A 24764-nucleotide genomic window follows, 5' to 3' on the forward strand; every position below is an offset into this window, starting at 1 on the left:
TAATGGCACGTACCCACGCCGGAGCCACGGCCCGTCTCATGCTTTCGCCAGCGGTGATCCTGCTGCTGGCGTGGATGGCCGTGCCCCTGGCCATGACGCTGTGGTATTCGTTTCACGACTATCAGTTGCTCATGCCCCGCGGCAACGAGCTCGTCGGCTTCGAGAACTATGTTTACTTCCTGACCGATCCGGCGTTCCTGGAATCGCTGGTGAACACCTTCGGTCTGGTGGTCGGCGTGCTGGTCATTACCGTGCTCGGCGGCGTCGGGCTGGCTTTGCTGCTCGATCAGCCGATGCATGGCCGCGGCATCGTGCGGGTGCTGGTGGTGTCGCCGTTCTTCGTCATGCCCACCGTCTCGGCGCTGGTGTGGAAGAACATGTTCATGAACCCGGTGAACGGCCTGTTCGCGTGGCTCGCACAGGTGTTCGGCGTGTCCGCCATCGACTGGCTGGCGCAGGTACCTCTGTTGTCGTTGACGTTGATAGTCGCGTGGGGCTGGCTGCCATTCGCGACGCTGATCCTGCTCACGGCCCTGCAGTCGCTGGACACGGAACAGCAAGAGGCGGCCGAAATGGATGGCGCTGGTGCGGTGGCGCGCTTCATTCACATCACGCTGCCGCACCTGGGCAGGGCGATCAGCGTGGTCATCCTGATTCAAACCATTTTTCTGCTGTCGTTGTTCGCCGAGATCCTGGTGACCACCAACGGCGGGCCCGGCAACGAAAGCACCAATCTCGCGTACCTGGTGTATTCCCAGGCGCTGCTGCGCTTCGACGTGGGCAGTGCGTCGGCGGGCGGTGTGGTCGCGGTCGTGCTCGCCAATATCCTGGCGATCTTCCTCATGCGCCTCGTGGGCAAGAACCTGGAGGCCTGAGCATGGCGCGAGCGCAAAGCAATCGACGCATGTGGATCGTCACTCTGGTGGCCTGGAGCCTGGCGCTGCTGATCTTCTTTCCGATCCTGTGGACGTTCCTCACGTCGTTCAAGACCGAGGCCGATGCGGTGTCGATTCCGCCGCAGTTCCTGTTCTTCGACTGGACCACGGAGAACTACGTGGAGGTTTGGGAGCGGACGGATTATCTGCGCCACTTCAGCAACTCGGTGATCATTTCGCTGGGCTCGTCTCTCATCGGCTTGCTCATTGCGATTCCCGCGGCCTGGGCCATGGCCTTCACGCCCACGCCGCGCACGCGTGGCGTGCTGATGTGGATGCTATCGACGAAGATGCTGCCGGCGGTGGGCGTGCTCGTGCCGATCTATCTGCTGTTCAAGCGCTTTGGCCTGCTCGACACGCGCACCGGCCTGGTCATCGTGCTGTTGCTCAGCAACCTACCGATCATGGTCTGGATGCTGTTCACCTACTTCAAGGAGATTCCACGGGACATTCTCGAGGCGGCCCGCATGGATGGCGCGACCACTCGCAACGAGCTGCTCTACATCCTCGCGCCGATGGCGTTGCCCGGCATCGCGTCCACGCTGCTGCTCAACGTCATCCTCGCCTGGAACGAATCGTTCTGGACCCTGAATCTCACGGCGGCGAGCACCGGCCCGTTGACGGCCTTCATCGCTTCCTTCTCGGCGCCGGAGGGATTGTTCTACGCCAAGCTGTCGGCGGCCTCGACCCTGGCGATCGCACCGATCGTGGTGCTGGGCTGGTTGTCGCAGAAACAACTGGTGCGCGGCCTGACCTTCGGCGCGGTGAAGTAGAGGAGAATTCATGGCCAGCATTGCACTGAAGAATGTTTCCAAGAGCTTCGGCGGGAGCGCGGTCATTCCCGGGCTCGACCTGGAGATCGAGCGCGGCGAGCTGATCGTCTTCGTCGGTCCCTCAGGCTGCGGCAAGTCGACGCTGCTGCGACTGATCGCCGGGTTGGAAGACGTGACGGGCGGCGAGCTGCTGATCGATGGCCGCGATGTGACGCGCCTGCCACCGGCATGGCGCGGGCTGTCGATGGTGTTCCAGTCCTATGCGCTCTATCCGCACATGAGCGTGCGCGACAACATCGCATTTCCGCTGAAGATGGCGGGCCGCGACAAGGAAACCATCCAGCGCAAGGTTGAAGACGCCGCTCGCGTCCTCAATCTTCAGGACTATTTGGATCGCAAGCCCCGAGAGCTGTCCGGTGGCCAGCGCCAGCGCGTGGCAATCGGTCGAGCCATCGTCCGCGAGCCCGTGGCCTTTTTGTTCGACGAGCCGCTGTCGAATCTCGATGCCGCCTTGCGCGTCAACATGCGCATGGAGATCGCGCAGCTGCATCGTCAGCTCGGCGCGACCATGATCTATGTCACTCACGATCAGGTGGAAGCGATGACGCTGGCCGACCGGATCGTGGTGCTGAATGCCGGCAGGGTGGAGCAGGTGGGCTCGCCGCTGCAGCTGTATCGCAAGCCGGCGACGCTGTTCGTCGCGGGCTTCATCGGTTCGCCGCGTATGAATCTGCTCGGCGGCGCCGAGGCATCGAAATACGGCGCCACTACGATCGGCATTCGGCCCGAGAATCTGTCGCTGTCCACGACGCAGGGAACGTGGCGAGGCAACGTGAGTCTCGCCGAGCATCTCGGCTCGGACACTTTTGTTTATGTCGATGTCGACGGCATCGGAACCATCACGGCGCGGAGCGCGGGTGAGCTGAACGTCAGTCCCGGCGACGCGCTGTGGCTGACGCCCGACGAGACCTGTCTGCACCGCTTCGACGCGCATGGCAGGGCTATCAATCCACAGGACTCGTAAAACGTTTGTAACAGGTTGTCGGTGGCAACGGTCGCCGGCGCCGGAGGTGAGTACGTCTGATGATCAATTTTCTCGGCAAGCACATCGAGAGCGCCATCTTCGATATGGATGGCACCATGTTCGACACGGAGCGGCTGCGCTTCCAGACGATCCGCCAGGCTTCGCTGGAACTGGCGCGCCGGCAGATCGAAGACCGCACGCTGATCGGCTCGCTCGGGCTGAGCGCCACTCGCGCCGAAGCCCTGGCGAAGGAGCACTACGGCGAAGATTATCCGTATCGCGAGATCAGACGACGCGCGGATGAGCTGGAGCTGCAGCACGTTCGAACGCACGGTGTGCCGGTCAAGGCCGGTCTGGTCCAGGTGCTCGAGCGCCTGCGACGCAGCGGTTTGACCATGGCGGTGGCTACGTCCAGCCGTCGCGCCATCGCCGAGGAATATTTGATCAACGCAAATGTCCTGAAGTACTTCGACATCACCGTCTGCGGTGACGAAGTGCAGCGGGGCAAGCCGAATCCGGAGATCTTCCTGCGTGCCGCCGCGGAATTGAACCGCGCGCCGGAACACTGCCTGATGGTGGAGGACTCCGAGAACGGTCTGCTGTCGGCCAGCGACGCGGGCGGGCAACCGATCCTGATCCATGACATCAAGCCGCCGCGGGCGGAGATCGAGGCGCGTGCCTTCCGCGGCTATCGGAGCATGCTCGATTTCCTGTCCGATCTGGCGGACTGCGTGCCCAAGCTCGACGTGCCGGCCCTTGCCGAGCCTTTTCCGCAGGCCGTGAATGAAGTGCGCGTCGGCATTCACGGCTTCGGCGCCATGGGCGGCGGATACTTGACGCAGGTGTTCTCGCACTGGGACGGCTACACGCGGCCGTGCGAGATCGTCGGCGTCACCGGCGATCGTTTGCTGCGCGACGCGGTCAATTCGTTCGGCAAGTTCAGCGTTCGCTACGGCAAGCATGCTTTCGATCAGACCATCGAGAACGTTCGATTGGTCGACATGGCCGATGAAGACGCGGTGGTCGCGATGTACTGCGATTCGCGGATCGTGGGATTGGCGTTGCCCGAGCAGGCGATCCGGCAACAGGCGCCGATCATCGCGCGTGGCCTGCTGCGCAGATACGAGCAGGGTGGGCGCGAGCTCACCATCCTGGTCGTGCTCAATAAAGTCGGTGGCGCCAGTTTCGTCCGCCGGCACGTCGAGACGGCCCTGACTGAGCTGACCAATCGCTTCGACTGCGCAAAGATCCTGGCCACGACACACTTTTCCGAGACGGTGGTGAGTCGCATCGTCACGCGCCTGGGGCGCGAGGCACTGCTGCGCCAGCTGCGAATCAAGTGCGAGCTGTACGAAAAGAATCTGGCCGCGGTGCATAGCGAACAGCAGCAATCGGAGGAGCCCGAAGGCGAGGAACTGCAGGAAGTGAACGACCGTGTGAGCTTGCTGCGCAACGCTTCCGGCCCGGCCAGGGCGCTCGGTCAGCTGCATCTGATCCTGTTCAACAGCGAGCCCGACATGCGCCTGTATGCGCAGGGCGGTTGTGCCGTGCTGCGCCGTCTGCGGCAAGTGAAGGTGGTCGATGACATCGCGCAGATCCAGACGATCAAGAACCGACTGTGGAACGGCACGCACGCGATTGTCGCGTGGTATTCCAGTTTGCTAGGTCATCCGACGATCGGGCGAGGCATGGGGGACGAGCGCGTAACGGCGCTGGTCCAGCAGTTGATCGAGAACGAGATCCGGCCGTCGCTGCTACTGGAAAGCCCGGAGCTGGAAGGGGTGATCAGGATGATGATGCGGCCGTTCATCGAGCGCTGCCGGGCCTCCTTCAAGGATCCCTGCAAGCGAGTGGGCCGCGATCCGTTGCGCAAGCTGCGCCGGCGCGAACGCATTCTCGGCAGCATCACGCTGGCCAGGAAACATGGCATTCCCACGCCGGGCCTGGAGTTCGCCATCGCGCTGGCGATTCGCTATGCGTTGAGCGATGCCGGCCAGGGAGATCAGGAATGCGAGCTGATCCGCAGCATCTACGCACGCACGCCAAACGTGTCGGCGGTGCTGACCTATCGCGGCAACTACAACGGTCAGCCCTACCAGGGGCTCGACCCGGTGAGCGATGCCACGTTGATCGCGGCCGTCAGCGACCACTTTGAGAAGCTGGCCGATCCGAATAGCCCGCATTGGCAGTGGCCGCTCGATCTGGCCGGAAGCAACGACGCAGCCGCGAACGACGTGGAGATTTCTTCACAGGTGCTGTGCGCCTCGTGATTTCGCCGCACAGCGGTTCTCGATCGCGAACACCGGCGCCGTGCCGACAGGGTGGTATCTTCGCGGGGCGAGCCAGCGTTCATACATTTCTGGAGACCGCCCCATGAGCGAAGAACGTCCGCCGTTGCCGCCTTTCACCCGCGAAACGGCCATTCAAAAGGTGCGATTGGCCGAAGATGCCTGGAACAGCCGCGATCCGCAGCGAGTCGCGCTGGCCTATACCGTCGATAGTCAGTGGCGCAATCGCGCCGAATTTCCGGTCGGCCGGCAGCAGATCATCGAGTTCCTGACGCGCAAGTGGCGTCGCGAGCTGGATTATCGTTTGATCAAGGAGCTCTGGACGTTCGGCGACAACCGCATCGCGGTGCGCTTCGCCTACGAATGGCACGATGATGCCGGAAACTGGTATCGCTCCTACGGCAACGAGAATTGGCAGTTCGATGCGCACGGGCTCATGCAGCGCCGTTTCGCCAGCATCAACGATCTGCCCATCGCGGAGTCCGAGCGCAAATACCATTGGCCGCAGGGCCGCCGGCCCGACGATCATCCGGGGCTCAGCGACCTGGGCTTGTGATCAGGAGCGATCGGCTGTGTGGCCCGGCGCCGTGTCGCCGGGCTGCAGCGGGCATTTCGTTGGCACCTCCGTCGACTCGAACGCGCGCAGCAAAGCGGGCCCGAGCTGATGCATGCGGCCGACCGCATGCGGCGCCGGAATGAGGCCGGCAACGAAGCCGCATTCTGCCAGCGACTTTAGAACCGCTGTCTTGCTGGCAATCACGTGCACCGGCACGTCCCAAGGGGCATTGGGTCCACTCACCACCGCGGGTGGCTGATGGTCGCCAATGACGATCAGAATCAAATCGTCGCGCGCCTGAGTCCGCAAATAACCCGCGAGCGTTTGCAGCGAGTAGCTCAACGCGCTTTTGTAACTCTCGGCCAGGTTGCCCCAGTCGGGCAGTTGCGCCAACGAATGCTGTAGCGGTGCAGCGTCGAATGGCTGCGTGCTCAGCATCCGTGACCAGTCGCTTTGATAGGGCGGCGTGGGGCGGAAAGGCGTGTGCGTACTCACGGTGGGAAAGAATATGAATAGCGGCGTGCCAGCATCGCTGCGCTCCAGTACGTCCAGCCTGGCGAGCGAGAATTGATCGGGAATGCGCCACCAGCCGAATGCGGGGCCGTCATAGCCGAGCGCCGCGTCGTCGTAGATTCGATCGAAGTCGTAGAACACACCTTCGGGCCAGTCGAGCTTGAGGCCCGGCATGAGCCCGACTCGCCGATAGCCATGCTCGGCCAGCGCGTGGCCGAAGTTGCGGCGGGTTTGCGTCATCAGCAATTGAGCGCGGCTGTACTCGCTCACCTCGACGCCCGTAAGAAAATTCAGATGCGACAGCCAGGAGCCGCCGCCGAAAGTGGGCGACTCGACGTATCCAGAAATGACGCTGCGACCGGTATCGCGCACGGCGTCGGCCAGTTCGGCACGGCTCGGCGCGAGCGCGGCGAAGAATTCGCGATTGTCGTAGGCGACCCGGCCATACGATTCGACGAACACCACCATTACATCACTGCCGTCGATCAGCGATAGCGTCGAGGAAAGCGCAGGCGAGGGCGGCAGCCGGCGCGTCGTGCCACGCTCCAGCATGGCTGTGCCGACCTTTGCGAACTGCTCCCCATAGGTCTTGGCGATCGGCATGGAGAATCGCGGGATGCGCGGACGCTCCTCGGCGATGTTCTCCAATGTGAAGCCGATGATGACCGCGATCGCCACGACGCTGGCTCCAATACTCACGGATGGCGATTGCAGCTCGTTGGCGATGCGTTGCCATGAGCAGAGCGCGGCGTAGTAGAGCAACGCGAATCCTGCCAGCACGCCGATGGTCCCGAGGATGAGCAGCCACGGCGAGGCAACGCGGGCGAGCATTCCCGTCAGCGCGCCCACGTGTGGCAGATCCCAGTAGAGATTGACCTCACGACCGTAGAGCGCTGGCGCCGTCACCTCCGCGTAACGGCCGATTGCGCCAAGCACGAACAGCGCCGCCAGGACGATCAGCAATCGTCTTGGCAATGCGCCTCGCAGGCGCTGCCACGCCGCCAGTATCAGCAGAAGGATCGCAAGCTCGATCGACAGCTCGCCCGAGGGACGTATGAAAACGGTCGGCCAGACGTTGTGGAACGTCAGCAGCGCGTTCAACAGCCACAGCGAGGCGATGAGAGCACTGGCGCGCCACAGGCCGGACCTCGTGCCCGCCCCCGAATTCATGTCAGCTTGCATCGGGTGGCCGCCATCATTTCCAAAGTGCGCCGCCTCAGCCAGGCAATGTCGATCAGGAAGGACCATGTGAGCACGACGAGAGCCAAGGCGCACAGCGGACCACTGAGGCTGCGTGAAACGAACGGCGCCACTGCGATTACCAGAGACACCGCCTGCAGGACGGCGGCGGCCTTGCGTCGGAGGCTCGGTGACAATGGTCGCTGGAGCCAGCGCAGCAGCAGGCCAGCGGCAAGAAACGCATAGCGCATCAAACCCGAGACAAGGACCCAAGCACCGGCTTTATCGAACTGCCACACCAGCACGCTCAGCGTGAAGATCAGGAGCGCATCGGTCTCCATATCGAATCGCGCGCCATATGCGCTGCTCATTTGCGTTCTCCGCGCCGCCCAGCCGTCCACTGCATCCAACGCAGCGCTGATTATCGCGACGCATAGGGCGGCAATCTGTAGTCGGGGCGTCGTTCCCATGCCGACAAAGCCCAGCAGCAGCAACACCAGCACGCCGCGAATCATGGTGATGAGATTGGCGGCGCCGAGGCGATCGAATGGATGATGGGCTGGCAGCGGCAGCAGCACGAGCAGTGCGCCGATGCAAAGAAGCACGGCGGTCCTCGCTAGGAAAGCTCCGCCCAGATCGACGATTGTGTCCATCAGCCAGGCAAAGCCCACCCCGAGCACCATAGCCGTTAGAATGCTTCGCAGCGCATTCTTCAGCAGCAGCCGGGGGGCGTCTTCCACCATGTCCGATCACGCGCTCTCGTTCTGGGTCACCGCACCGGGATGCGGCGAGATCCGGCGCAAGCCGCTCGCTCCGCCGGGAGCCGATGAGCTCATCGTACAGGCGCTGTACAGTGGTGTCAGTCGCGGCACCGAATCTCTCGTGTTCAATGGCCGGGTTCCGCCGTCGGAATACACGCGCATGCGCGCTCCCTTTCAAGAGGGTGACTTTCCGACACCTGTGAAGTACGGCTATTGCATGGTGGGCCGTGTAATTCAGGGACCTGCCGAATACCAGGGGCGCGAAGTGTTTTGCCTGCATCCTCACCAGGATCGCTTCGTCGTTCCGGCCACTGCCGTTCATCCATTGCCGTCCGCTGTGCCAGCGGGCCGTGCCGTGCTGGCGGCGAACATGGAAACCGCGTTGAACGGTTTGTGGGACGCTGGCGTCCTGCCAGGCGATCGCATTTGTATCGTGGGCGCCGGCAGCGTCGGTTGCCTGGCCGCTTTTCTGGCAGCGCGCATTCCGGGTTGCGAGGTCGAATTGATCGACATCAATCCTCGGCGCGCAGCCGTCGCATCCTTTCTGGGAGCGCGATTTGCATTGCCCGATGCGGCTCGCGGCGAAGCTGACGTCGTCATCCACACCAGCGGTACCGAAGCGGGCATTGCACTTGCCTTGCGCCTCGCCGCGTTCGAGGGCACGGTCGTGGAGATGAGCTGGTATGGTGATCGCGCGGTGAACTTGCCTCTCGGCGAAGCGTTTCATTCGCGACGACTGGTGCTGAAGTCATCGCAAGTCGGCGCGGTGGCCGGAGCTCGCCGCGCGCGTCGCACGTTGCAATCGCGACTGCAGCTGGCCTTATCGCTGTTGAACGATTCGACGCTCGATGGTCTCATCAATTCGGAGAGCCGTTTCGCGGACCTGCCGAACACCATGCAGCGCCTGTCCTCCAGTCCGGGGGACGTGATCATGCACCGAGTGAGGTATGACTGATGTACAGCGTTTGCGTTCGCGAGCACATGATGATTGCGCACAGCTTCAAGGGCGACGTGTTCGGACCAGCGCAGCGCGTGCACGGTGCTACATACGTGATCGACGTGGAGTTCCGGCGCCGTGAGCTGGACCCTGACTCGATCGTGGTCGATATCGGCCGCGCCGGCACCGAGCTGAAATCGATCGTGTCGGCGCTGAACTATCGCAATCTCGATGACGTGCCGGAGTTTCGCGGCCGGAACACGACGACTGAATTCCTGGCGAAGGTGATCTTCGATCGGGTGGCTGCGAGCGTGCAGGCGGGAAAACTTGGAGAAAGCGCGCGCGGTATAGAAGCCATGCGAGTGACGTTGCACGAGTCACACGTCGCCTCGGCTGCTTACGAAGGTAACCTTCAGGGAACCTAGCGGTGCGCACGCTCACGCTGGTACTGCCGGGCGATCCACTCACCGCGACCGGTGGCTACGAGTATGACCGGCGCATGTTGGAAGGACTGCGTGACCTCGGCTGGAGCACGCAAGTCGTCGCGCTCGACAGCAGTTTTCCCGTGCCCACCGCGGAGGCACTGCGAGATGCGGAGCGGCAGCTTGCGGCGTTTCCGGCCGGCAGCCTGGTGATGATCGATGGACTCGCCCTCGGGGCGATGCCCGATCTCGTGCATGCCCACAAGGATCGCTTGTGTCTGGTGGGGCTCGTGCATCACCCGCTGGCGGCCGAGACGGGCTTGGCGCCGCAGCTGGCATCGCGGTTGTTTGAATCGGAGCGTCACGCATTGCGTGCCATGCGCCACGTTGTCGTGACAAGCCGGACGACTCGTCGTGCACTGGCTGCCTATGAAATCGCCTCGGATCGCATCGCCGTCGCCGAGCCCGGCGTCGATCAGCCCCGCATCAATCAACCCCGCATCGATCAACCCCCAGTCGATCAACCTTGCCTCGAGCAGACAGTGCAGCAAATTGCCGGGTCCAAAGGTCAAATCGAGGGTGCATCGACTCCCGTGCGTATGCTGTGCGTTGCTACCCTCACTCCACGCAAGGGTCATGATTTGCTGATGGACGCGCTTGCACCTTTGAGCGATGTGAATTGGACGCTCACGTGCGTCGGCGATATAACGCGTAGCCCGGCAACAGCAGATGCATTGAAAATGCGGATTCACGCGGCGGGTTGGGAGGATCGTGTCAAAGTGACAGGCGAGATTGGCGAAACAGAGCTGCTGCACGCGTTTCGCAATGCCGACCTGTTCGTATTGGCGACGCGCTTGGAAGGCTACGGCATGGCAGTCGCGCAGGCGCTCGCACATGGATTGCCTATCATCAGCACACGAACGGGCGCCATCTCCGAGCTGGTGCCTCCCGATGCGGGCTTGCTGGTCGAACCGGATGATCAAGCTGCCTTTAGCGACGCATTGTCGCGCTCGCTATCTGACGCGGATTTTCGGCGACGCCTCACTGAGGGAGCTCGTGCGGCGGGCGCGAGATTGCCGAGTTGGAGCGCCGCTGCCCGGCAGCTTTCGGATATCCTGGGTGGCATGACATCAGCGCATTCCAATTCAGGGTCTTTGCAATGAGTGGCTTCAGCGCCGAATGGCTCCAATTGCGCGAGCCCTGCGACGCACGATCGCGTTGCGAGGAACTGGTGCTCGCTGTGCGCTCGCGGTTGCCCTCGCGGCCGCTGCAAGCGCTGGATCTGGGTTCAGGGACGGGGGCGAATATTCGCTATATGGCGCCGCGGCTGGCAGGCGAGCAGCGCTGGCTGGCGGTTGATGACGAGCCGGCGTTGCTCGGCCATCAGCCCGCGACGCTGCAAGGAACGAACTTTCGTTGCAGCGTGTCGACGCGGCGGCTCGATCTCGCGACAGAGCTGGACTCATTGTCGCTGTCCGAATTCCACCTCGTGACTGCTTCGGCGCTGCTCGATCTGGTATCTGCGTCATGGCTGCAGTTGCTCGCGTCGCGTTGTGCGGATGCTCGCGTGAACGTGATGTTTGCGCTGACTTACGACGGCCGCGTGCAGTGCATGCCGCATGAACCTGACGATCAGTGGGTGTTCGGTCTGGTCAATCGGCACCAGCGAGGTAACAAGGGTTTCGGTCCCGCGCTCGGGCCGGACGCTACCAGCTATGCTCGCGACGTATTTGGAATGTTTGGTTTCCAGTCGCGCGTCATGGCGAGTGACTGGGTGATCGAACCGGAAGAGCAATCGTTGCAACGGGAGTTGATCGCAGGATGGATCACCGCAGCACACGAAATTGCACCTTCCGAGGCGGAGCGCATCGAGCTGTGGGTCAGACGGCGTCTCACGCATCTATTGGCCGGAACATCGCGCATTCGGGTGGGGCATCAGGATTTCATTGCCTGGCCTAAAGCACCCGGCGGATGACGCTGGACCCGCTCTCGCTCTGGGAATGGCTGCGCATGTCGCAGTCGAACAGCACATCACTGCCTAGCGCGTAGACCCGCGGCGGCGGTCTCACGCAATCCTCGAGTTTTGCGGCGGAAGGGACACGGAGCCCTGGCCGTCCCTCGCCAATAACGAACGGCGCGACCACGATGTGCATGCGGTCGACCAACCCCGCGGCCAGGAAGGCCGAGACTGTCACACCGCCACCTTCCACCAGGATGGTTTGCATGCCTCGCGACCACAGTTCGTTGACCAGCTCGTGCAGGTCCAGTTTGCCGGAAGGTGCGCCGATTTCGAGGTCCTCGATGTCGGCGGAACCACGCGCCCCAGGGAGCGTTACGTTACGAGCGCGCACGCGCAGTGTCGGTGCCTGACCGTCGCTGAAAACTCCGCAAGAAATGGGAAGCCGCAGTTGCGGATCGAGCACTACGCGAACCGGATTCGGGCCGTCGACCAGTCTCGTCGTGAGGCGAGGATTGTCGGCGGCGACTGTGCCCGCGCCTACGATGACGCAATCGCTCAGCGCACGCAGGATATGCAAATGCACGATGCTGGTCGGGCCGGTCACGAAATGAGACTGGCCACCCGCGGTGGCAATGAAGCCATCGAGGCTCTGGCCGAGCTGGGCCAGCACCAGCGGTGTATTCGCTCGAGGGCCGGCCAGTGGCAGGTAGAGATCCAGGCAGGCCTGGCGTGGGTCCGAGGGTGGCAGCAGAGATCGCCAGCCATTCTCGAACGCCAGAACGGGATGGTCTCCGGCAGCCGCGGCAGTCAGCGTTTCTCCGTCGAAAACGTATCGGGCACCGTTCTTCAATACAGTGCTGTCGCGGGCGGTCCGGGCCGCGGCGCGGATCAGAGGCCAGGCCTGGCTGTGTTGATGGGTCATGGACGTTGCTTCACGCGTCGGCCGCTGGCTCATTCTGACTCTTCATCAGTCGCCAGTCATTAGTCACTTGTTTGGAAACATCCGTGCACGACATCAATGGTGATCCCGCGCTGGTTGCGATCGAACGAGCTATCAATGAGCTGCGTTGCGGGCGAGCGCTGTATTGTTCCGGAGCAGAGCCTCTCGACGGGGCTCAATCCGGCTTGCTGGTGGCGTCGGCGGAGACGGCATCGCCCGCGTTGATCGCACGCTTGAAGAAGGCGGCGGGAAAAACGGGTCTGGCGTTGGCCATCACCAAGGAACGCGCGGATACGTTGGGACTTCGTCTTTCCGGCGCACCGCTTGCCGCCGAGCGTGAATCGGTGCTGTTGCGATTTCGGCGACCGGTTTCATTGTCGATGGTGAATTGGCTGGCTGGGGTAGATCCAGGCAGCGCCGCGGTGCCCGCGCGGAGCCGTGAGCTCATCGTGGAAGCAGGCGATGCTTTGACTACAGCTGTGCTGAGAGTTGCCAAGCATGCGCGTTTGTTGCCGGCCGTCTTGGTGATTTCATCGTCGCCGCCTGCTTCGAGTGACGTGCTCGCGCTGTCGATAGCTGAGATCGATCGGTTGGTGCAGCCGCGACGTTTCGAGCTGGAGCGCGTGAGCGAGGCTCGTGTGCCGCTCGCCGGTCACGAAGATTGCAGGCTGGTGTTGTTTCGCGATGGTCGCGATGCTTCCGAGCATGTCGCCGTCCTGATCGGTTCACCCAAGGGCCCGGCGGTTTCGGTGCGTCTGCATTCCGCTTGCCTCACTGGCGACCTGCTGGGCAGTCTGCGTTGTGATTGCGGAGATCAGTTGCGGCGGGCGGTAGATCAGCTGGCGGCCGTGGGTGGCGGCGTGTTGCTCTATCTTGCGCAGGAAGGACGAGGGATCGGACTGGCAAACAAGCTACGTGCCTATGAGTTGCAGGACGCGGGGCTGGATACCATCGAGGCCGATCGACATTTGGGCTTCAGTGCGGACGAGCGCAGTTACGCCGTGGCCGCCAGCATGCTGCAGCAGTTGGGCAGGACGCGCATTCAACTGCTGACCAACAATCTGGAGAAGATCGAGGCATTGCGCCAGGCAGGCATCGAAGTCGTCGGCGGCCAGCGCCTGATCGGTGCAGTCAACCGTCACAATGCGCGGTACGTGCACGCCAAGCGCGAGCGTGCCGGGCATCTGATGCCGCAGATCAACATGGACGAGATTCTCTAGCCGAGTCTCACTGGTCGTCTTGCTGGCCGTCTCACTGGTCCGGTTCAGCCGGCCTGTTGCGCAATGTCGCCAGTGGCGTCGATTGGCATTCCTGGAGCAAGGTCGCGAGCTTGTCGGCCAGATGGGAAAGCAGCGTTGCTCCACGCCGCGCATCGGCGTTGGCGGCGTTGCCGCAGACACCGTGCTCGTTGAGATCCTGGCTCATCCAGCCGAATCCAATCGGTTTCTCCGGCCCAAGCAGCTCGTTGCGCTCGGCCATTTCATGAGTGAGCGCGCCAAAATTCGCCATAGACTCACGACGAACCAGCGTCGGTGCCAGATGCAACATCAAGGATGTTTCCATCTCGCCGCCGTGAATGCCATGCCGCAGTTCCTCTGCGGCAAATAGTCCCGGTGGACTGCCGAAAGCAAAGTAATTTGCACGCACCACCAGCATTGCCAATTCCTGGCGCAGTCGCAAAGCGGCCAACTGCACGAGCGGAGTATTGCCGCCATGGGTGTTCAACAGCACCAGCTTGCGCAATCCCGTTCGCGCCACGCTGCGCCCGATGTCCAGCCAGGTGGCAAGCAACGCCTCCACTGCAACGCTCAGAGTGCCTGGATAGTCGATGTGCTCGAGGCTGTGACCGATGGTCATCGCCGGCAACACCAACACTCCTTGCCGCACGCGCTGCATCGCCAGACGTACCAACCCGTCGCCAATGATCGCGTCCGTCGCCAGCGGCAGGTGCGGGCCATGCTGTTCAATCGCGCTTACCGGCAACACCACCACCGTGCGCTCGGGATCCAGCCCGGCCAGCTCGGTCGTCGTGAGATTCTGCCAATAGCCCGTGGCAACCATGCACCGAGTGTAACTCGCACCCCCGCACCGGTCACGGTGGAGCAGGGCGAATGATCGGCTTCAGACCGGGTCAGCCGGCGCTATTTCTTTGCGCGCCCGGATGGTTTCTGCGACATCCTCGACGATGCGACAGGCGATCAATAAATCAACCGATCATGGGGTGCTTCGCTGCGCCAGCCACCTGGCCAGCGAGGGCGCGGCGGCGATGACGAGCAGCAAGCGGAGGAATTGGGCAGCAAGGATCAAGGGTAGGGAAACATGGGTGTTGGCGGCGATGACCACGGCGGCGTCGATGCCGCCGGGGCTCAAGGCCAGGTAGGCGGTCAAAGGGTCGGTGCCCGGCAACAGCATGCAGAAGGCGAATGAGAGCAGGCCGCACAGCGCGATCATCGCCACTACCGCGAGCAGCATTCTCGGCAGTACCGACAGCGAATGGATCAGGATTTCGCGATTGAAGCCCAAGCCGACGTAGATGCCGACGGTGCCGAAGGCGAGCATGGCAAACAGCGGCGGTGCGCTGATGCTGATCAGTCCCATTCCCTGCAGGGCGGCGCCAGCGAAGGCGGGAACGAATAGCGCCAGCACCCCCTTGCGAAAAACGACCGCCATGGCCACTGCCACTGCGGCGAGAATGAGAGTAGCGGCGAGCGATGACGCTGCTGGAAAAGCCAGCAACTGCGAAGTCACATTGCCGGATGCTGTGTGCGTCGGCGCGAGACTCGGATCACCGAGGAACTTCGCAACCAGGATCGCAGCCAGCGCCACGAGAGCGATGCGAGAGTATTGCATCAGTGCGACCATGCGGCGGTCCGCGCCAGCATCATCGGCCAGCAGCACCATGGCCGTGGCCGCGCCTGGGGACAGGCCCCAGATAGCAACCGTGCCGGGTAGCCAAGCGGCGCGACTCAACGACCAGCCCAAGCCAGCCGCGATCAGCAGGGTGGCCACACTGAATCCCACCAGCAGTAGCCAATGCTCGCGGATGATGGCGAGGAGCTCGGCGTTGATCGCCTGTGCGATGAGGCAACCAAGGATGGCCTGCGCACCGATGGTGAAGCCAGGGGCCAACCGGATGTTGGATCCGCTCACCGCAAAGATGATGGCGGCAAGCATTGGTCCGAGCAGCAGCGCGGCTGGAACATGAGCGGCGCTCAGCGCAATTGCGAGCGCTACAGTCAATGCGATCAACGCCAGCCACTGCGCCGCTGAACGCAAATGAGCGCTCATCCGACGGGTCACTTGCTCGGCAGCGCCACAGCCACGCCGTCACCGGACAGCGGGAAGGCGCCAATCAGTAGCACGGCGGCGGTTGCAATCAAGCTGGTGGCCACCGCCCATTTTAAGCCGAAGCGCTGCGCATCGGCCACGTCCACGCGAAGCAATCCGCAGACCAGATAGATCGACGCTAGCAGCGGGCTTGGTGGGCCCGTCGACTGGATGAAATCGATGAACGCCCGCAATGGTGCGGGCGGATGGCGGTCCTCGATCGAAACACTCAGGCTGCCGATTTCTTCCACTTGATGCTGCAACCGATGCTCGGCTGCTGTTCGCTCGGGATGCTCGTGCCGCTGAGCAGAGCATCGCAGGCTGCGCGCAGATCGGCGCCCGTGGGCGTTCCCTTGCCGGGCCGGCTGTCATCGAACTGGCCGCGATAGACCAGCTTGCGCTGCTGATCGAATAGATAGAAATCAGGAGTGCAGGCGGCCTTGTAGGCCCGGGCGATGTCCTGAGTCGAGTCGAGCAGGTAGGGGAAGGTGTAGCCGGCGCTGCGTGCCTCCGCTGCCATGCCTTCCGGACCGTCCTGCGGATACGTCTCGATGTCGTTGGAGTTGATCGCCACGACTGCGATGCCTTTGGCCTGATACTCGCGTGCGAAGCGGCTCAGCTCATCGCGCAGGTGCTTTACGAATGGGCAGTGACTGCAGATGAATGCGACCACCAATCCTCTGGCATCGCTGAAGTCATCGAGCGAGTAGGTCTTGCCGTCGAAACTGGTCAGGCGAAAGTGCGGCGCGGGCGTGCCAAGCTCGAGCATCGTCGATTGAGTGGCCATAGCGAGCTTCCCTGATGGTGGTTAACCGCAAGCCTAGCAGATCCTCTGCGCGCTGAAAGTCAGCTAGGCAAGAACTGCGCTGTCTGGAAAATCTGCCCTGTCGAGGAACATGCAGCGCGACGTCCGGGTTCTACCACAGACTCAATGGGGAGAATCCGATGTCGATGCGATCAGCGGCCGCTACTGTTGTCCTCGCACTGTTTGCTGTCGCCAGCGAGGCGGGCGCCCTGGCAGCGAGTCCGTCGGGCTCGCCGGCCGAAGCATCGAGAAAAAACGCGCCAGTGCCCGTCTCCACAAACGCGTTGCGGTTCCAGCCGTGGGACGCGACCTTCACGAACGTCGTCACGTCCGAGTACGAGTATCACGAGCCGACCAATCAATCCCGCAATCAGCAGTTTGGCAGCCAGGTTTCGTTGAGCGGCGACGGCCGCACCATGGCCGTGTCGGATGTGTGGTACTTCGGCGGCAGCGAATGGCCGTGGTATGGCTCGGGGGCGGTGTATGTATATCGGCTCGTCAGCAACACGTGGCGACTCGAAGCCAAGCTCGAACCGCCTGCCGCACGCGGCTATGACTTCTTCGGGACGGATGTGGCGCTCGATATCGATGGCGACACGCTCGCGGTCGGAGCTCAGTACGAAGGCTACGAAGCTCCCAGCCAGGACCCGGGGCCGGGCTCGGTCTTCGTCTACAAGCGCCGCAACGGCACCTGGTCGCAAGAAGCGAGGTTGCGGGCCAGCCGGCCGCAGGACAATGCATCGTTCGGCAGAGTCGTAGAGATCAGCGCGTCAGGCGATGTGATCGCGGTAGGTGCGCCCTATGAGGCCATCGACGTAGATGGCATCACGCAGGCCGACGCCGGAGCCGTGTATGTTTTCGCGAAACGCGCGGCGGAGTGGACCGAGCAACAGGCACTGACCGCGCCCAACCCGCAGGCCAACGATTGGTTCGGCTGGGGTGTGCGCCTGAGCGAAGACGGCCGCACGCTGGCGATATTGGCGGCCGAGCAGAACTACGATACGGAAGATTTCGACACGGGCGGCTGGTCAGGTCGCAACAACACGCTGTATGTCTTCGAAAGGCGCCACCGCTCGTGGGCTCAGGCCGCGGAATTGGAAGGCACGCAGGACGCAACTCACTTCGGCGGCAGCATGTATACCGGAGAGAATCAGACCGAAGGCTTCGATCTGAGCGCGGATGGTCGGATCCTTGCGGTTGCATCTCCCATCGCGCTTGCGCCCGACAGCGGCGTTGGCATGGTGCAGATATATCGACGCCACGGGCAGCATTGGGCTGCCGCGGAAACAACGCTAACGCCAACGCTCCCTCAGCGGCGCTCGTTCGGTGTGCGAATTACGCTGAGCGCTGATGGCCGCTCGCTGGTCGCATTCGCGGATCAAGACGATGGCGCCTATGGGAAGCCCTATGTGGTGGCGTTCGACTACCAGCGCAACAGCTGGCAACAAACCGCCATCATCGAACCTTCAGACTTCCCCATGTCGAGCGGTTGGGGGAACTCGCTGGCGCTCTCGTGGAGCGGGCGGCGCCTCGCGGTCGGCACTCGCCTGTTCTCCAGCGAGAATTCCCATTGGGGCGCCGTGCTTGTCTACGGCCGCCAGCAATCCCGCAGCAATTGATCGGCGATCAGAAGCTCATTTCGACGACGGGCTCGCGAACGACCAGCTTGCCGGCGGTGCGCGCGCGGATCTCGTCGACGCTCACGCCGGGTGCGCGTTCCTTCAACACGAACGCGCCGTCCTCGATTTCGAGATAAGCCAGATCGGTCAGCACGCGGCGAATGCAACCGCGGCCGGTCAGCGGCAGGGTGCATTGCTGGAGCAGCTTCGAGCTGCCGTCCTTCGACGCGTGCATCATGGTGGCGATGATGTTGGGGGCACCGGCGACCAGGTCCATGGCGCCGCCCATGCCTTTCACCATCTTGCCGGGCACCATCCAGGACGCAATGTTTCCTTCCACGTCGACTTCCAGCGCGCCGAGCACCGTCAAGTCCACGTGACCGCCGCGGATCATGGCGAACGAATCCACCGACGAAAAGATGGACGCGCCGACGCGCGCCGTCACCGTTTGTTTGCCGGCGTTGATCATGTCCGCATCGACCTCGGCATCGGTGGGGAAGGGCCCCATGCCGAGCAGGCCGTTCTCCGACTGCAGCATCACCTCGATGCCGGGCGGCACGTAATTGGCGACCAGCGTCGGGATGCCGATGCCCAGGTTCACGTAGTAGCCGTCTTTCAATTCGCGCGCGACGCGCTGGGCCATCTGTTCGCGAGTGAGTGCCATGTTTCGATCTCCTCAAGCCGCTCGCGTGGTGCGCTTTTCGATGCGCTTCTCGAACGTGCCTTGAATCAGGCGGTCCACATAGATGCCGGGCGTATGGATCTGGCTGGGTTCCAGTGCGCCGGGCTCGACGATCTCTTCGACCTCCACCACGGTGATGCGCCCGGCGGTGGCCGCAGCCGGATTGAAGTTCTGGGCGGTGTGCCGATAGACGACGTTGCCGTACCAGTCGGCTTTCCAGCCCTTCACGATGGCGAAGTCGGCGGTAATTGCTTCTTCGAGGATGTACTTGCGCCCGTTGAACTCGCGCACCTCTTTACCTTCGCCTACTGGAGTGCCGTAACCCGTCGCGGTGAAGAAGGCCGGGATACCGGCGCCGCCGGCGCGGATTTTTTCGGCGAGCGTGCCCTGCGGAGTCAGCTCCACTTCGATCTCGCCCGCCAGCAGCTGGCGCTCGAACTCGGCGTTCTCGCCGACATAGGAGGCGATCACTTTCTTGATCTGCCGGTCCTGCAACAGCACGCCCAGGCCGAAGTCGTCCACGCCGCAGTTGTTGGAGATGACCGTCAAGCCCTTCACGCCCATGGCGCGGATCTGGGCGATGAGATTCTCGGGAATGCCGCACAGGCCGAATCCGCCGGCGATGATGCTCATGCCGTCGGTCAGCCCGGCAAGTGCCTCCTGATAACTGCCGACGCGTTTGTCGAAGCCTGCCATGCCGTCCCCCAAGGTAGTCGTGGCCAATCGAACCTGCCGAGCTTGGCGCGCCATGGCATCATTGTTAAGTTTGAAAAATGTGTCGATTCTTTTACCCGGCAAATGAATCCGCCTGCCTCGATGGGGCGGCCGTCCGAACCCCGAACCCCGAACCCCGAACCCCGAACCCCGAACCCACAGCGACTCTCATGACGCCACGCCAGCTCAAGGCCTTCACCTCGGTCGCTCAAACCCTGAGCTTTGCCCGCGCCTGCGAGCGGCTGCACATGTCGCAGCCGGCGCTCAGCCTGGCCATTCGCAGCCTGGAGCAGTCACTCGGCGGGCCGCTGCTCACTCGCACCACCCGCCAGGTGCGGCTGACACCGGAAGGGGCCGCATTCCTGCCGCAGGCGCTGCAGCTGCTGGCGGACTGGGACAACGTGCGCGAGCGGATCAAACAGCGATTCACGCTGCAAACGGGCCATGTGACCGTCGCCGCCATGCCGTCGTTCGCGGGCAATGTCCTGCCGCGCATTCTTCGTGATTATCGTCAGCGCCATCCCAACGTCGAAGTGGCCGTGCACGATGTGGTGCAGGAGCAGGTGGTGGAGATGGTCGCGACCGGTCGCGTGGAGATCGGATTCGGGTTCGAGCCCGAAGGGGAGTCGGTGCTGGCCTTCGAGCCGCTGTTCATCGATCCCTTCGTCGCCATCGTGCCGGCTGGTTCGCCACTGCTGGCGGCCCCGAGCGTTTCCTGGGCGCAGCTGCTGAATCACAACTTCATCGCACTACAGCGGCCATCCTCGACACGTCGCTTGATCGAGGAGTCGCTGGCGGCCAAGGGCATGGAATTGCGCCTGGCGCTCGAATGCCACCAGCTGGCGACGGTGATTCAATTCGTCGCCGCTGGATTGGGTGTGAGCGTGGCGCCGTCGCTATGTCAGCAGCAGGTGGCAGCGTTGGGCGCGCGCTCTCTCAAGCTGTCGCGCCCATCGATACGCAAACCGGTGGGATTGATCACACGTGCGGATCAACAACTCTCCACCGCGGCGGAAGCGATTCGAGAAGTGGCGCGTGATAGCGTCGATCACGCCGAGGGTTCGCGTCGCCCCCGGCCGGGCGTGTAGTCGCTGTCGCTTACGCAAACCATTCGTCGGCGGTGTCGAGTGGCGTGCGTTCCACGGGATCGAGCAGTCCGAGCCATCGGTCCACTCTCGGCAGTTCCCACCGATAGAAATAGCGGCAAGCGGCGAGCTTGCCGCGATAGAAAGCAGCGTCCGTGCCTTCGATCCGGCGCGTGGCAATCACCGCCTGGTCGAGCCATAGCCACGCGACCACGACGTGACCGAATGCGTCGAGATAGCACGAAGCATTCGCGAGTCGCAGCGTGGCGTCGGGAATGGCTTGCAGACTCCTGGTCGTCTTGAGCACGCGCGACCAGGCATCGCGGAGTGCCGCTGCCTCTTCCGCCAGTTCGGGCACGGCAGATGCTTGCGTCACCGTGTGTCCGATCCGATCTGCGAGATCGGCCATGGCATCGGCAGCACCGACCTTGCGGCCGAGTAGATCGATGGCCTGGATGCCGAACGTTCCCTCGTGAATCGGGTTGAGGCGATTGTCCCGATAGAACTGCTCGACGTTGTAGTCCTGGGTGTATCCATAGCCGCCGTGAACCTGGATCGCGAGATCGTTCGCCGCCAGGCCCCATTTGGAAGGCCAGCTCTTGGTGATCGGCGTCAGCAGCTCGAGAAGTTGTCGGGCACGCTGAGCCTCTGCATCGGATGCGGTGTGGACTTCATCGACAAGCATCGCGGAGAACAGGACGAGCGCCAGTGCGCCCTCGACGAATGACTTCTGCGCGAGCAGCATTCGCCGGACGTCGGCATGATCGATGAGGCGCACCGGCGGCGATTCCGGATTCCGCTGTCCTGGGAGCCGTCCTTGCTTTCGATTGCGCGCGTAGTCGACCGCGTGCAGGTAGCCGGTGTAACCAATCGCCGCCGCGCCCAAACCGACGGTGATTCGAGCCTCGTTCATCATTTGAAACATATAGGCGAGTCCGCGACCTTCTTCACCGATCAGCTCGCCGATGGCTCCGGCCTGGCCCCCGGGTCGATATCGTCCTTCGCCAAAGTTCAGCAAGCAGTTCGAGGTGCCGCGATAGCCCATCTTGTGATTCAGGCCGGCAACGACAACGTCGTTGCGCTCGCCGCGTTGGCCGTCCGTTCCGGGCGTGTACTTCGGAACGATGAATAGAGAAATCCCGCCGACGCCAGGCCGCAGCGCGCCGCGCTCGTCAGGCACTTTGGCCAGCACGAGGTGAACGATGTTGTCGGCGAGGTCGTGGTCGCCTCCCGAGATCCACATCTTGTTTCCAGTGAGACGGTAGCTGCCATCCGATTGTCGTTCCGCGCGTGAGGTGATATCGGCGAGCGATGAGCCCGCATGCGGCTCCGACAAGCACATGGTGCCGGTCCATTTGCCTTCGAGCATCGGCCGCGCGAAGCGCTCGATCTGCGACGGCGTTCCGTAAGTCAGCAACAGATTGGCGTTCGCAATCGTGAGGAAAGCGTAAGCGGCGGTAGTGGGGCAGGCGGCGAGCACGAACGCGAGCCCGGCACGCTCGACCACGTATGGCAGGGACATGCCGCCCAATGTTTCTTTCTGGCAGGCGGCGAGCAATCCCGCTTCAGCGAAGGACCGCAGCGCCGCGCGCTGTTCGGGAATCGACTCGACGTTCTCGCCGACCAGTTGTGGCGGCTGCCGGTCGACCTTCTTGTTGTGTGGCGCGAACTCGGCGTGCGCGATCTCGAAATAAATATCCAGCGCCGCATCGAAGGTCTGGCGCGAGTGCTCGGCGAACTCGGCACGCTCGCTCAGGCGCGCGACATCGAGCCATTCGAACAACAGGAACTCGACATCCCGGCGGGAGAGCAGCAGTGAATTCAGCGCGTCTGGCATGGGTTTCGAACCTTAATATTGACTGACGAGTCAGCCAATGTTACTCCTAAGGCACGGCGAGCAAGGCTCGTCGAGAGCCGGAACAACATTGTCAGAACGCGGCGTCAGGGCCAAAAAAAGGGGGAAAAATGAAGCAGTTGGATTATACGACGGCGCTGGTAGCGCTGGCGCTCGCGGCGTCATCGGCCGCTGCGCAGAACACTGGGACCGCCGGCGGCGCCGACAGGGTCGAGGTCGAAGAAATCGTGGTCACTGCCACGCGCCGTAGCGAACGACTGCAGGACGTGCCGCTCAGCATCTCGGTCCTGTCGCAGGCCGAGCTGACCGAGAAAGGCATCGTCGGCTTCGAAGGCATCGCACGCGAAACACCGGGCGCGGTACTCAACGTTGCCAGCGACAACAACGCTCGCCTGACTGCGCGCGGCATTTCGACCAATGGTTGGGGCGCCGGACTGCAGACCACCACGACCATCTATCTCGACGAATTGCCACTGACCACCATCGGCAACTCGGTGACGCTCAATCCCAATCTCTATGACATCGAACGCGTCGAGTTCCTGCGTGGTCCGCAGGGCACGCTGTTCGGCTCGGGTTCGCTGTCGGGCGCGCTGCGCATCCTGACCAAGAGCCCCAATCTGCAGAATTACGCCGCATCCGCGCTGGTGGACTTCGGTCATACGCCCGACGGCGGCGGTATGCGACAGCGCTACAACGCGATGGTCAACATTCCGTTGGTCGAGGACTCGCTGGCGTTGCGCCTGGTCGGGTTCCATCGCGACGAAGAGGGATATATCGACAATCTCGGCACCGGCGTGAAGAACTCCAATTCGCTCGAGGATTCGGGCGGACGCGCGATCCTGCTGTGGAAGCCGAGCGAGCGTTTGAGCGTGCGCCTGCTGGCCTCGTACGAGGACAGCGATCCCGAGGATGCATCGCTGACCAATCCCGCGCTGGGCGAGCGCAAGCGTTTCTCCAGCAAGCCGGATCTCTACACGTCCGAGACCCAGATCTACAACGCGACGCTCGACTACCAGTTCGACAGCGCGGCGCTCACCAGCTCGTCGACCTATTCGATTGCCGAAGGCTTCTTCACCGTCGACCTGGCCGGCACCTTCGGCGGCGCCATTCCGTTCTTCCTCGACGACATCTACGAGGTGGACACCTTCGTGCAGGAGCTGCGGCTGGTCTCCGAGCCGGGCGAGAAGCTCGACTGGGTGGCGGGCGCCTTCTACCTGCAGCGCGACCAGGACCTGATCGGCGAGCAGCGCTCGGCGCCGGAATTCCTGGCCACGTACGCCCTCACCGGCTTGCCGGAGGACGCCACTTTCAACAGCTTCGGCAGCGACACGCACAGCTACGAGCTGGCGGGTTTCGGTGAGCTCACCTATCACCTCACCGACAAGCTCTCGCTCACCGGCGGTATGCGCTATGGCAAGTACGGCGGAGAGCTGGACACCTATGCGGGCTTCAATTCGCTGTACTTCGCTTATGCGTTGGCCCGTGTCGCGGGGCCGCCGCCGCTGTTTCCGCTGGAGATACCGGTAGGTCCGGTCGATGCGGCCTCGCGGAAATTCCAGTCCGCGGAGCGGACGTCGTGGAAAGCGAGCCTGTCCTACGAGGCTTCCAACGACTTGATGACCTATCTCACCGTGTCCACGGGCTATCGCACGCCGGTCTACAACGCGCGCGCGGGCAGCGTCAGCACCATCGAACCGGACATCGTCATTCCCGCCGGGGCCCGCTCTGACGATCTCACCAATTACGAAATCGGTATGAAGGGCCTGTGGCTCGACGGCAAGCTGACCACGAACCTGGCGGCGTACTACATCGATTGGCGGGACATCCAGGTGCAGTCCAACCGCCGCTCCGATTCGGTCCAGTTCGCGACCAACGTCGGTCGTGCCGCAAGCATGGGCCTGGAGGCCGAGCTCACGCTCACGCCGGTACGCGGCTTGACGTTCGGCTTGAACCTGTCGCTGAATGACGCGGAGGTGAAAGAGCTCACCGAGCAGGAAGCGAAGATCTCGGGCGCGGAGAAAGGCTCGCGGCTGGCTTCGCCGCGTGTGCAGGGATCGTTCTTCGGCAGCTATCGCTACAACCTGAGCAGCAGCATCGACGGCTTCAGCAGCTTCCAGGTGGCGCACGTCGGTTCGTTCCCCAACGGCTTCCCGAACACGCCGGGTGCGCTGGGCGTGCGCAGCGCACTCTATGACCACACCGACGCCTATACTTACATCAACCTGCAGACCGGCATCGGGATCGACAAGATGACTGCGACCTTGTACGTGGAGAACCTGGGCAACAGCGATGGCTTCGTCTACATCCATCCCGAAGCCTTCATCGACAGCCGCTACGCGACGCTGCGGCCGAGGACCTATGGCCTGCGTCTCGGATATCAGTTCTGAGC

At 63.0% G+C, this 24764-nt stretch carries 23 protein-coding genes; 13 read left to right on the forward strand and 10 right to left on the reverse strand.

Annotation, left to right across the window (positions count from 1 at the left end; genetic code table 11):
• Window positions 1–2 precede the first annotated feature (2 nt).
• The 5 genes from VGE08_RS06140 (at window position 3) to VGE08_RS06160 (ending at window position 5576) form a co-directional block, all read left to right on the forward strand.
• Window positions 3–875 carry a sugar ABC transporter permease gene (locus tag VGE08_RS06140; protein ID WP_331066970.1) on the forward strand — a complete coding sequence of 291 codons (873 nt, stop codon included), beginning with the start codon at window positions 3–5 and terminating at the stop codon, window positions 873–875.
• A gap of 2 nt (window positions 876–877) precedes the next feature.
• Window positions 878–1708: a carbohydrate ABC transporter permease gene (locus VGE08_RS06145; protein ID WP_331066971.1), complete on the forward strand. Its 831-nt coding sequence runs from the start codon at window positions 878–880 to the stop codon at window positions 1706–1708.
• 10 nt (window positions 1709–1718) lie between these two features.
• Entirely contained in the window at window positions 1719–2732 is a 1014-nt protein-coding gene (locus VGE08_RS06150; protein WP_331066972.1) for a sn-glycerol-3-phosphate ABC transporter ATP-binding protein UgpC, read from the forward strand.
• Between the two features lie 59 nt (window positions 2733–2791).
• Complete coding sequence (gene mtlD, locus VGE08_RS06155) at window positions 2792–5002, forward strand: bifunctional mannitol-1-phosphate dehydrogenase/phosphatase (protein ID WP_331066973.1); 2211 nt, start codon at window positions 2792–2794, stop codon at window positions 5000–5002.
• A 103-nt stretch (window positions 5003–5105) separates the two neighbouring features.
• Complete coding sequence (locus VGE08_RS06160; protein ID WP_331066974.1) at window positions 5106–5576, forward strand: nuclear transport factor 2 family protein; 471 nt, start codon at window positions 5106–5108, stop codon at window positions 5574–5576.
• Here VGE08_RS06160 and VGE08_RS06165 read toward each other — a convergent pair whose 3' ends face one another.
• Both VGE08_RS06165 and VGE08_RS06170 read right to left on the reverse strand, forming a co-directional pair.
• Entirely contained in the window at window positions 5577–7259 is a 1683-nt protein-coding gene (locus VGE08_RS06165; protein WP_331066975.1) for a sulfatase-like hydrolase/transferase, read from the reverse strand. It abuts the gene before it with no gap.
• Complete coding sequence (locus VGE08_RS06170) at window positions 7256–8011, reverse strand: CDP-alcohol phosphatidyltransferase family protein (protein ID WP_331066976.1); 756 nt, start codon at window positions 8009–8011, stop codon at window positions 7256–7258. The genes VGE08_RS06165 and VGE08_RS06170 overlap by 4 nt, the downstream gene beginning before the upstream one ends.
• Between VGE08_RS06170 and VGE08_RS06175 the strand changes: the two genes are divergently transcribed.
• Genes VGE08_RS06175 through VGE08_RS06190 form a run of 4 tightly spaced genes read left to right on the forward strand, consistent with a single transcriptional unit; the run spans window position 8010 to window position 11363 of the window.
• Complete coding sequence (locus VGE08_RS06175) at window positions 8010–8984, forward strand: zinc-binding alcohol dehydrogenase (protein WP_331066977.1); 975 nt, start codon at window positions 8010–8012, stop codon at window positions 8982–8984. The genes VGE08_RS06170 and VGE08_RS06175 overlap by 2 nt on opposite strands.
• Window positions 8984–9391, forward strand: coding sequence for a 6-carboxytetrahydropterin synthase (locus VGE08_RS06180; protein ID WP_331066978.1), 408 nt, complete (start codon window positions 8984–8986; stop codon window positions 9389–9391). The genes VGE08_RS06175 and VGE08_RS06180 overlap by 1 nt, the downstream gene beginning before the upstream one ends.
• Window positions 9392–9393: 2 nt before the next feature.
• Window positions 9394–10551, forward strand: coding sequence for a glycosyltransferase family 4 protein (locus VGE08_RS06185; protein WP_331066979.1), 1158 nt, complete (start codon window positions 9394–9396; stop codon window positions 10549–10551).
• The gene (locus VGE08_RS06190; protein WP_331066980.1) at window positions 10548–11363 is read left to right on the forward strand and encodes a hypothetical protein; all 816 of its coding nucleotides are present in this window, start codon (window positions 10548–10550) and stop codon (window positions 11361–11363) included. The genes VGE08_RS06185 and VGE08_RS06190 overlap by 4 nt, the downstream gene beginning before the upstream one ends.
• On the opposite strand, the gene VGE08_RS06195 is transcribed toward VGE08_RS06190, so the two are convergent.
• Window positions 11344–12270 carry a RibD family protein gene (locus VGE08_RS06195; protein ID WP_331066981.1) on the reverse strand — a complete coding sequence of 309 codons (927 nt, stop codon included), beginning with the start codon at window positions 12268–12270 and terminating at the stop codon, window positions 11344–11346. The genes VGE08_RS06190 and VGE08_RS06195 overlap by 20 nt on opposite strands.
• A gap of 83 nt (window positions 12271–12353) precedes the next feature.
• Here VGE08_RS06195 and VGE08_RS06200 point away from each other — a divergent pair, with 83 nt between their 5' ends.
• Window positions 12354–13508 carry a GTP cyclohydrolase II gene (locus VGE08_RS06200; protein WP_331066982.1) on the forward strand — a complete coding sequence of 385 codons (1155 nt, stop codon included), beginning with the start codon at window positions 12354–12356 and terminating at the stop codon, window positions 13506–13508.
• Window positions 13509–13539: 31 nt separating this feature from the next.
• Here the strand turns inward: VGE08_RS06200 and VGE08_RS06205 are convergent, their stop codons facing one another.
• From VGE08_RS06205 to VGE08_RS06220, 4 genes are all read right to left on the reverse strand, one after another.
• On the reverse strand, window positions 13540–14349 hold the full coding sequence (locus VGE08_RS06205; protein ID WP_331066983.1) for a creatininase family protein: 810 nt from the start codon (window positions 14347–14349) through the stop codon (window positions 13540–13542).
• A 153-nt stretch (window positions 14350–14502) separates the two neighbouring features.
• Entirely contained in the window at window positions 14503–15576 is a 1074-nt protein-coding gene (locus VGE08_RS06210) for an AbrB family transcriptional regulator (protein ID WP_331066984.1), read from the reverse strand.
• A gap of 8 nt (window positions 15577–15584) precedes the next feature.
• A complete protein-coding gene (locus VGE08_RS06215; protein WP_331066985.1) occupies window positions 15585–15866 on the reverse strand; it encodes a hypothetical protein in 282 nt (93 codons plus the stop codon).
• Complete coding sequence (locus tag VGE08_RS06220) at window positions 15845–16402, reverse strand: thioredoxin family protein (protein WP_331066986.1); 558 nt, start codon at window positions 16400–16402, stop codon at window positions 15845–15847. The genes VGE08_RS06215 and VGE08_RS06220 overlap by 22 nt, the downstream gene beginning before the upstream one ends.
• 158 nt (window positions 16403–16560) lie before the next feature.
• Between VGE08_RS06220 and VGE08_RS06225 the strand changes: the two genes are divergently transcribed.
• Window positions 16561–18039, forward strand: a complete 1479-nt coding sequence (locus tag VGE08_RS06225) for a hypothetical protein (RefSeq protein WP_331066987.1) — start codon at window positions 16561–16563, stop codon at window positions 18037–18039.
• A 7-nt stretch (window positions 18040–18046) separates the two neighbouring features.
• Here VGE08_RS06225 and VGE08_RS06230 read toward each other — a convergent pair whose 3' ends face one another.
• The gene (locus VGE08_RS06230) at window positions 18047–18703 is read right to left on the reverse strand and encodes a CoA transferase subunit B (protein WP_331066988.1); all 657 of its coding nucleotides are present in this window, start codon (window positions 18701–18703) and stop codon (window positions 18047–18049) included.
• A 12-nt stretch (window positions 18704–18715) separates the two neighbouring features.
• Window positions 18716–19417, reverse strand: a complete 702-nt coding sequence (locus VGE08_RS06235; RefSeq protein ID WP_331067229.1) for a CoA transferase subunit A — start codon at window positions 19415–19417, stop codon at window positions 18716–18718.
• 188 nt (window positions 19418–19605) lie between these two features.
• On the opposite strand from VGE08_RS06235, the gene VGE08_RS06240 reads away from it, so the two are divergent.
• Window positions 19606–20523, forward strand: coding sequence for a LysR family transcriptional regulator (locus VGE08_RS06240; protein ID WP_331066989.1), 918 nt, complete (start codon window positions 19606–19608; stop codon window positions 20521–20523).
• A 10-nt stretch (window positions 20524–20533) separates the two neighbouring features.
• Here the strand turns inward: VGE08_RS06240 and VGE08_RS06245 are convergent, their stop codons facing one another.
• A complete protein-coding gene (locus tag VGE08_RS06245; protein ID WP_331066990.1) occupies window positions 20534–22357 on the reverse strand; it encodes an acyl-CoA dehydrogenase in 1824 nt (607 codons plus the stop codon).
• A 128-nt stretch (window positions 22358–22485) separates the two neighbouring features.
• Between VGE08_RS06245 and VGE08_RS06250 the strand changes: the two genes are divergently transcribed.
• A complete protein-coding gene (locus VGE08_RS06250) occupies window positions 22486–24762 on the forward strand; it encodes a TonB-dependent receptor (protein ID WP_331066991.1) in 2277 nt (758 codons plus the stop codon).
• The last annotated feature ends 2 nt before the right edge of the window (window positions 24763–24764 follow it).

It is taken from the genome of Steroidobacter sp. (assembly GCF_036406195.1).
In the GTDB taxonomy this organism is placed as follows: domain Bacteria; phylum Pseudomonadota; class Gammaproteobacteria; order Steroidobacterales; family Steroidobacteraceae; genus Steroidobacter.

Excerpts from the sequence above, each read along its gene's own strand:
- VGE08_RS06140 (WP_331066970.1), top strand. The coding sequence starts at position 3 with ATGGCACGTACCCACGCCGGAGCCACGGCCCGTCTCATGCTTTCGCCA.
- VGE08_RS06145 (WP_331066971.1), top strand. The coding sequence starts at position 878 with ATGGCGCGAGCGCAAAGCAATCGACGCATGTGGATCGTCACTCTGGTG.
- VGE08_RS06150 (WP_331066972.1), top strand. The coding sequence starts at position 1,719 with ATGGCCAGCATTGCACTGAAGAATGTTTCCAAGAGCTTCGGCGGGAGC.
- mtlD (WP_331066973.1), top strand. The coding sequence starts at position 2,792 with ATGATCAATTTTCTCGGCAAGCACATCGAGAGCGCCATCTTCGATATG.
- VGE08_RS06160 (WP_331066974.1), top strand. The coding sequence starts at position 5,106 with ATGAGCGAAGAACGTCCGCCGTTGCCGCCTTTCACCCGCGAAACGGCC.
- VGE08_RS06165 (WP_331066975.1), bottom strand. The coding sequence starts at position 7,259 with ATGAATTCGGGGGCGGGCACGAGGTCCGGCCTGTGGCGCGCCAGTGCT.
- VGE08_RS06175 (WP_331066977.1), top strand. The coding sequence starts at position 8,010 with ATGTCCGATCACGCGCTCTCGTTCTGGGTCACCGCACCGGGATGCGGC.
- VGE08_RS06170 (WP_331066976.1), bottom strand. The coding sequence starts at position 8,011 with ATGGTGGAAGACGCCCCCCGGCTGCTGCTGAAGAATGCGCTGCGAAGC.
- VGE08_RS06180 (WP_331066978.1), top strand. The coding sequence starts at position 8,984 with ATGTACAGCGTTTGCGTTCGCGAGCACATGATGATTGCGCACAGCTTC.
- VGE08_RS06190 (WP_331066980.1), top strand. The coding sequence starts at position 10,548 with ATGAGTGGCTTCAGCGCCGAATGGCTCCAATTGCGCGAGCCCTGCGAC.
- VGE08_RS06195 (WP_331066981.1), bottom strand. The coding sequence starts at position 12,270 with ATGACCCATCAACACAGCCAGGCCTGGCCTCTGATCCGCGCCGCGGCC.
- VGE08_RS06205 (WP_331066983.1), bottom strand. The coding sequence starts at position 14,349 with ATGGTTGCCACGGGCTATTGGCAGAATCTCACGACGACCGAGCTGGCC.
- VGE08_RS06210 (WP_331066984.1), bottom strand. The coding sequence starts at position 15,576 with ATGAGCGCTCATTTGCGTTCAGCGGCGCAGTGGCTGGCGTTGATCGCA.
- VGE08_RS06220 (WP_331066986.1), bottom strand. The coding sequence starts at position 16,402 with ATGGCCACTCAATCGACGATGCTCGAGCTTGGCACGCCCGCGCCGCAC.
- VGE08_RS06225 (WP_331066987.1), top strand. The coding sequence starts at position 16,561 with ATGTCGATGCGATCAGCGGCCGCTACTGTTGTCCTCGCACTGTTTGCT.
- VGE08_RS06230 (WP_331066988.1), bottom strand. The coding sequence starts at position 18,703 with ATGGCACTCACTCGCGAACAGATGGCCCAGCGCGTCGCGCGCGAATTG.
- VGE08_RS06235 (WP_331067229.1), bottom strand. The coding sequence starts at position 19,417 with ATGGCAGGCTTCGACAAACGCGTCGGCAGTTATCAGGAGGCACTTGCC.
- VGE08_RS06240 (WP_331066989.1), top strand. The coding sequence starts at position 19,606 with ATGACGCCACGCCAGCTCAAGGCCTTCACCTCGGTCGCTCAAACCCTG.
- VGE08_RS06245 (WP_331066990.1), bottom strand. The coding sequence starts at position 22,357 with ATGCCAGACGCGCTGAATTCACTGCTGCTCTCCCGCCGGGATGTCGAG.
- VGE08_RS06250 (WP_331066991.1), top strand. The coding sequence starts at position 22,486 with ATGAAGCAGTTGGATTATACGACGGCGCTGGTAGCGCTGGCGCTCGCG.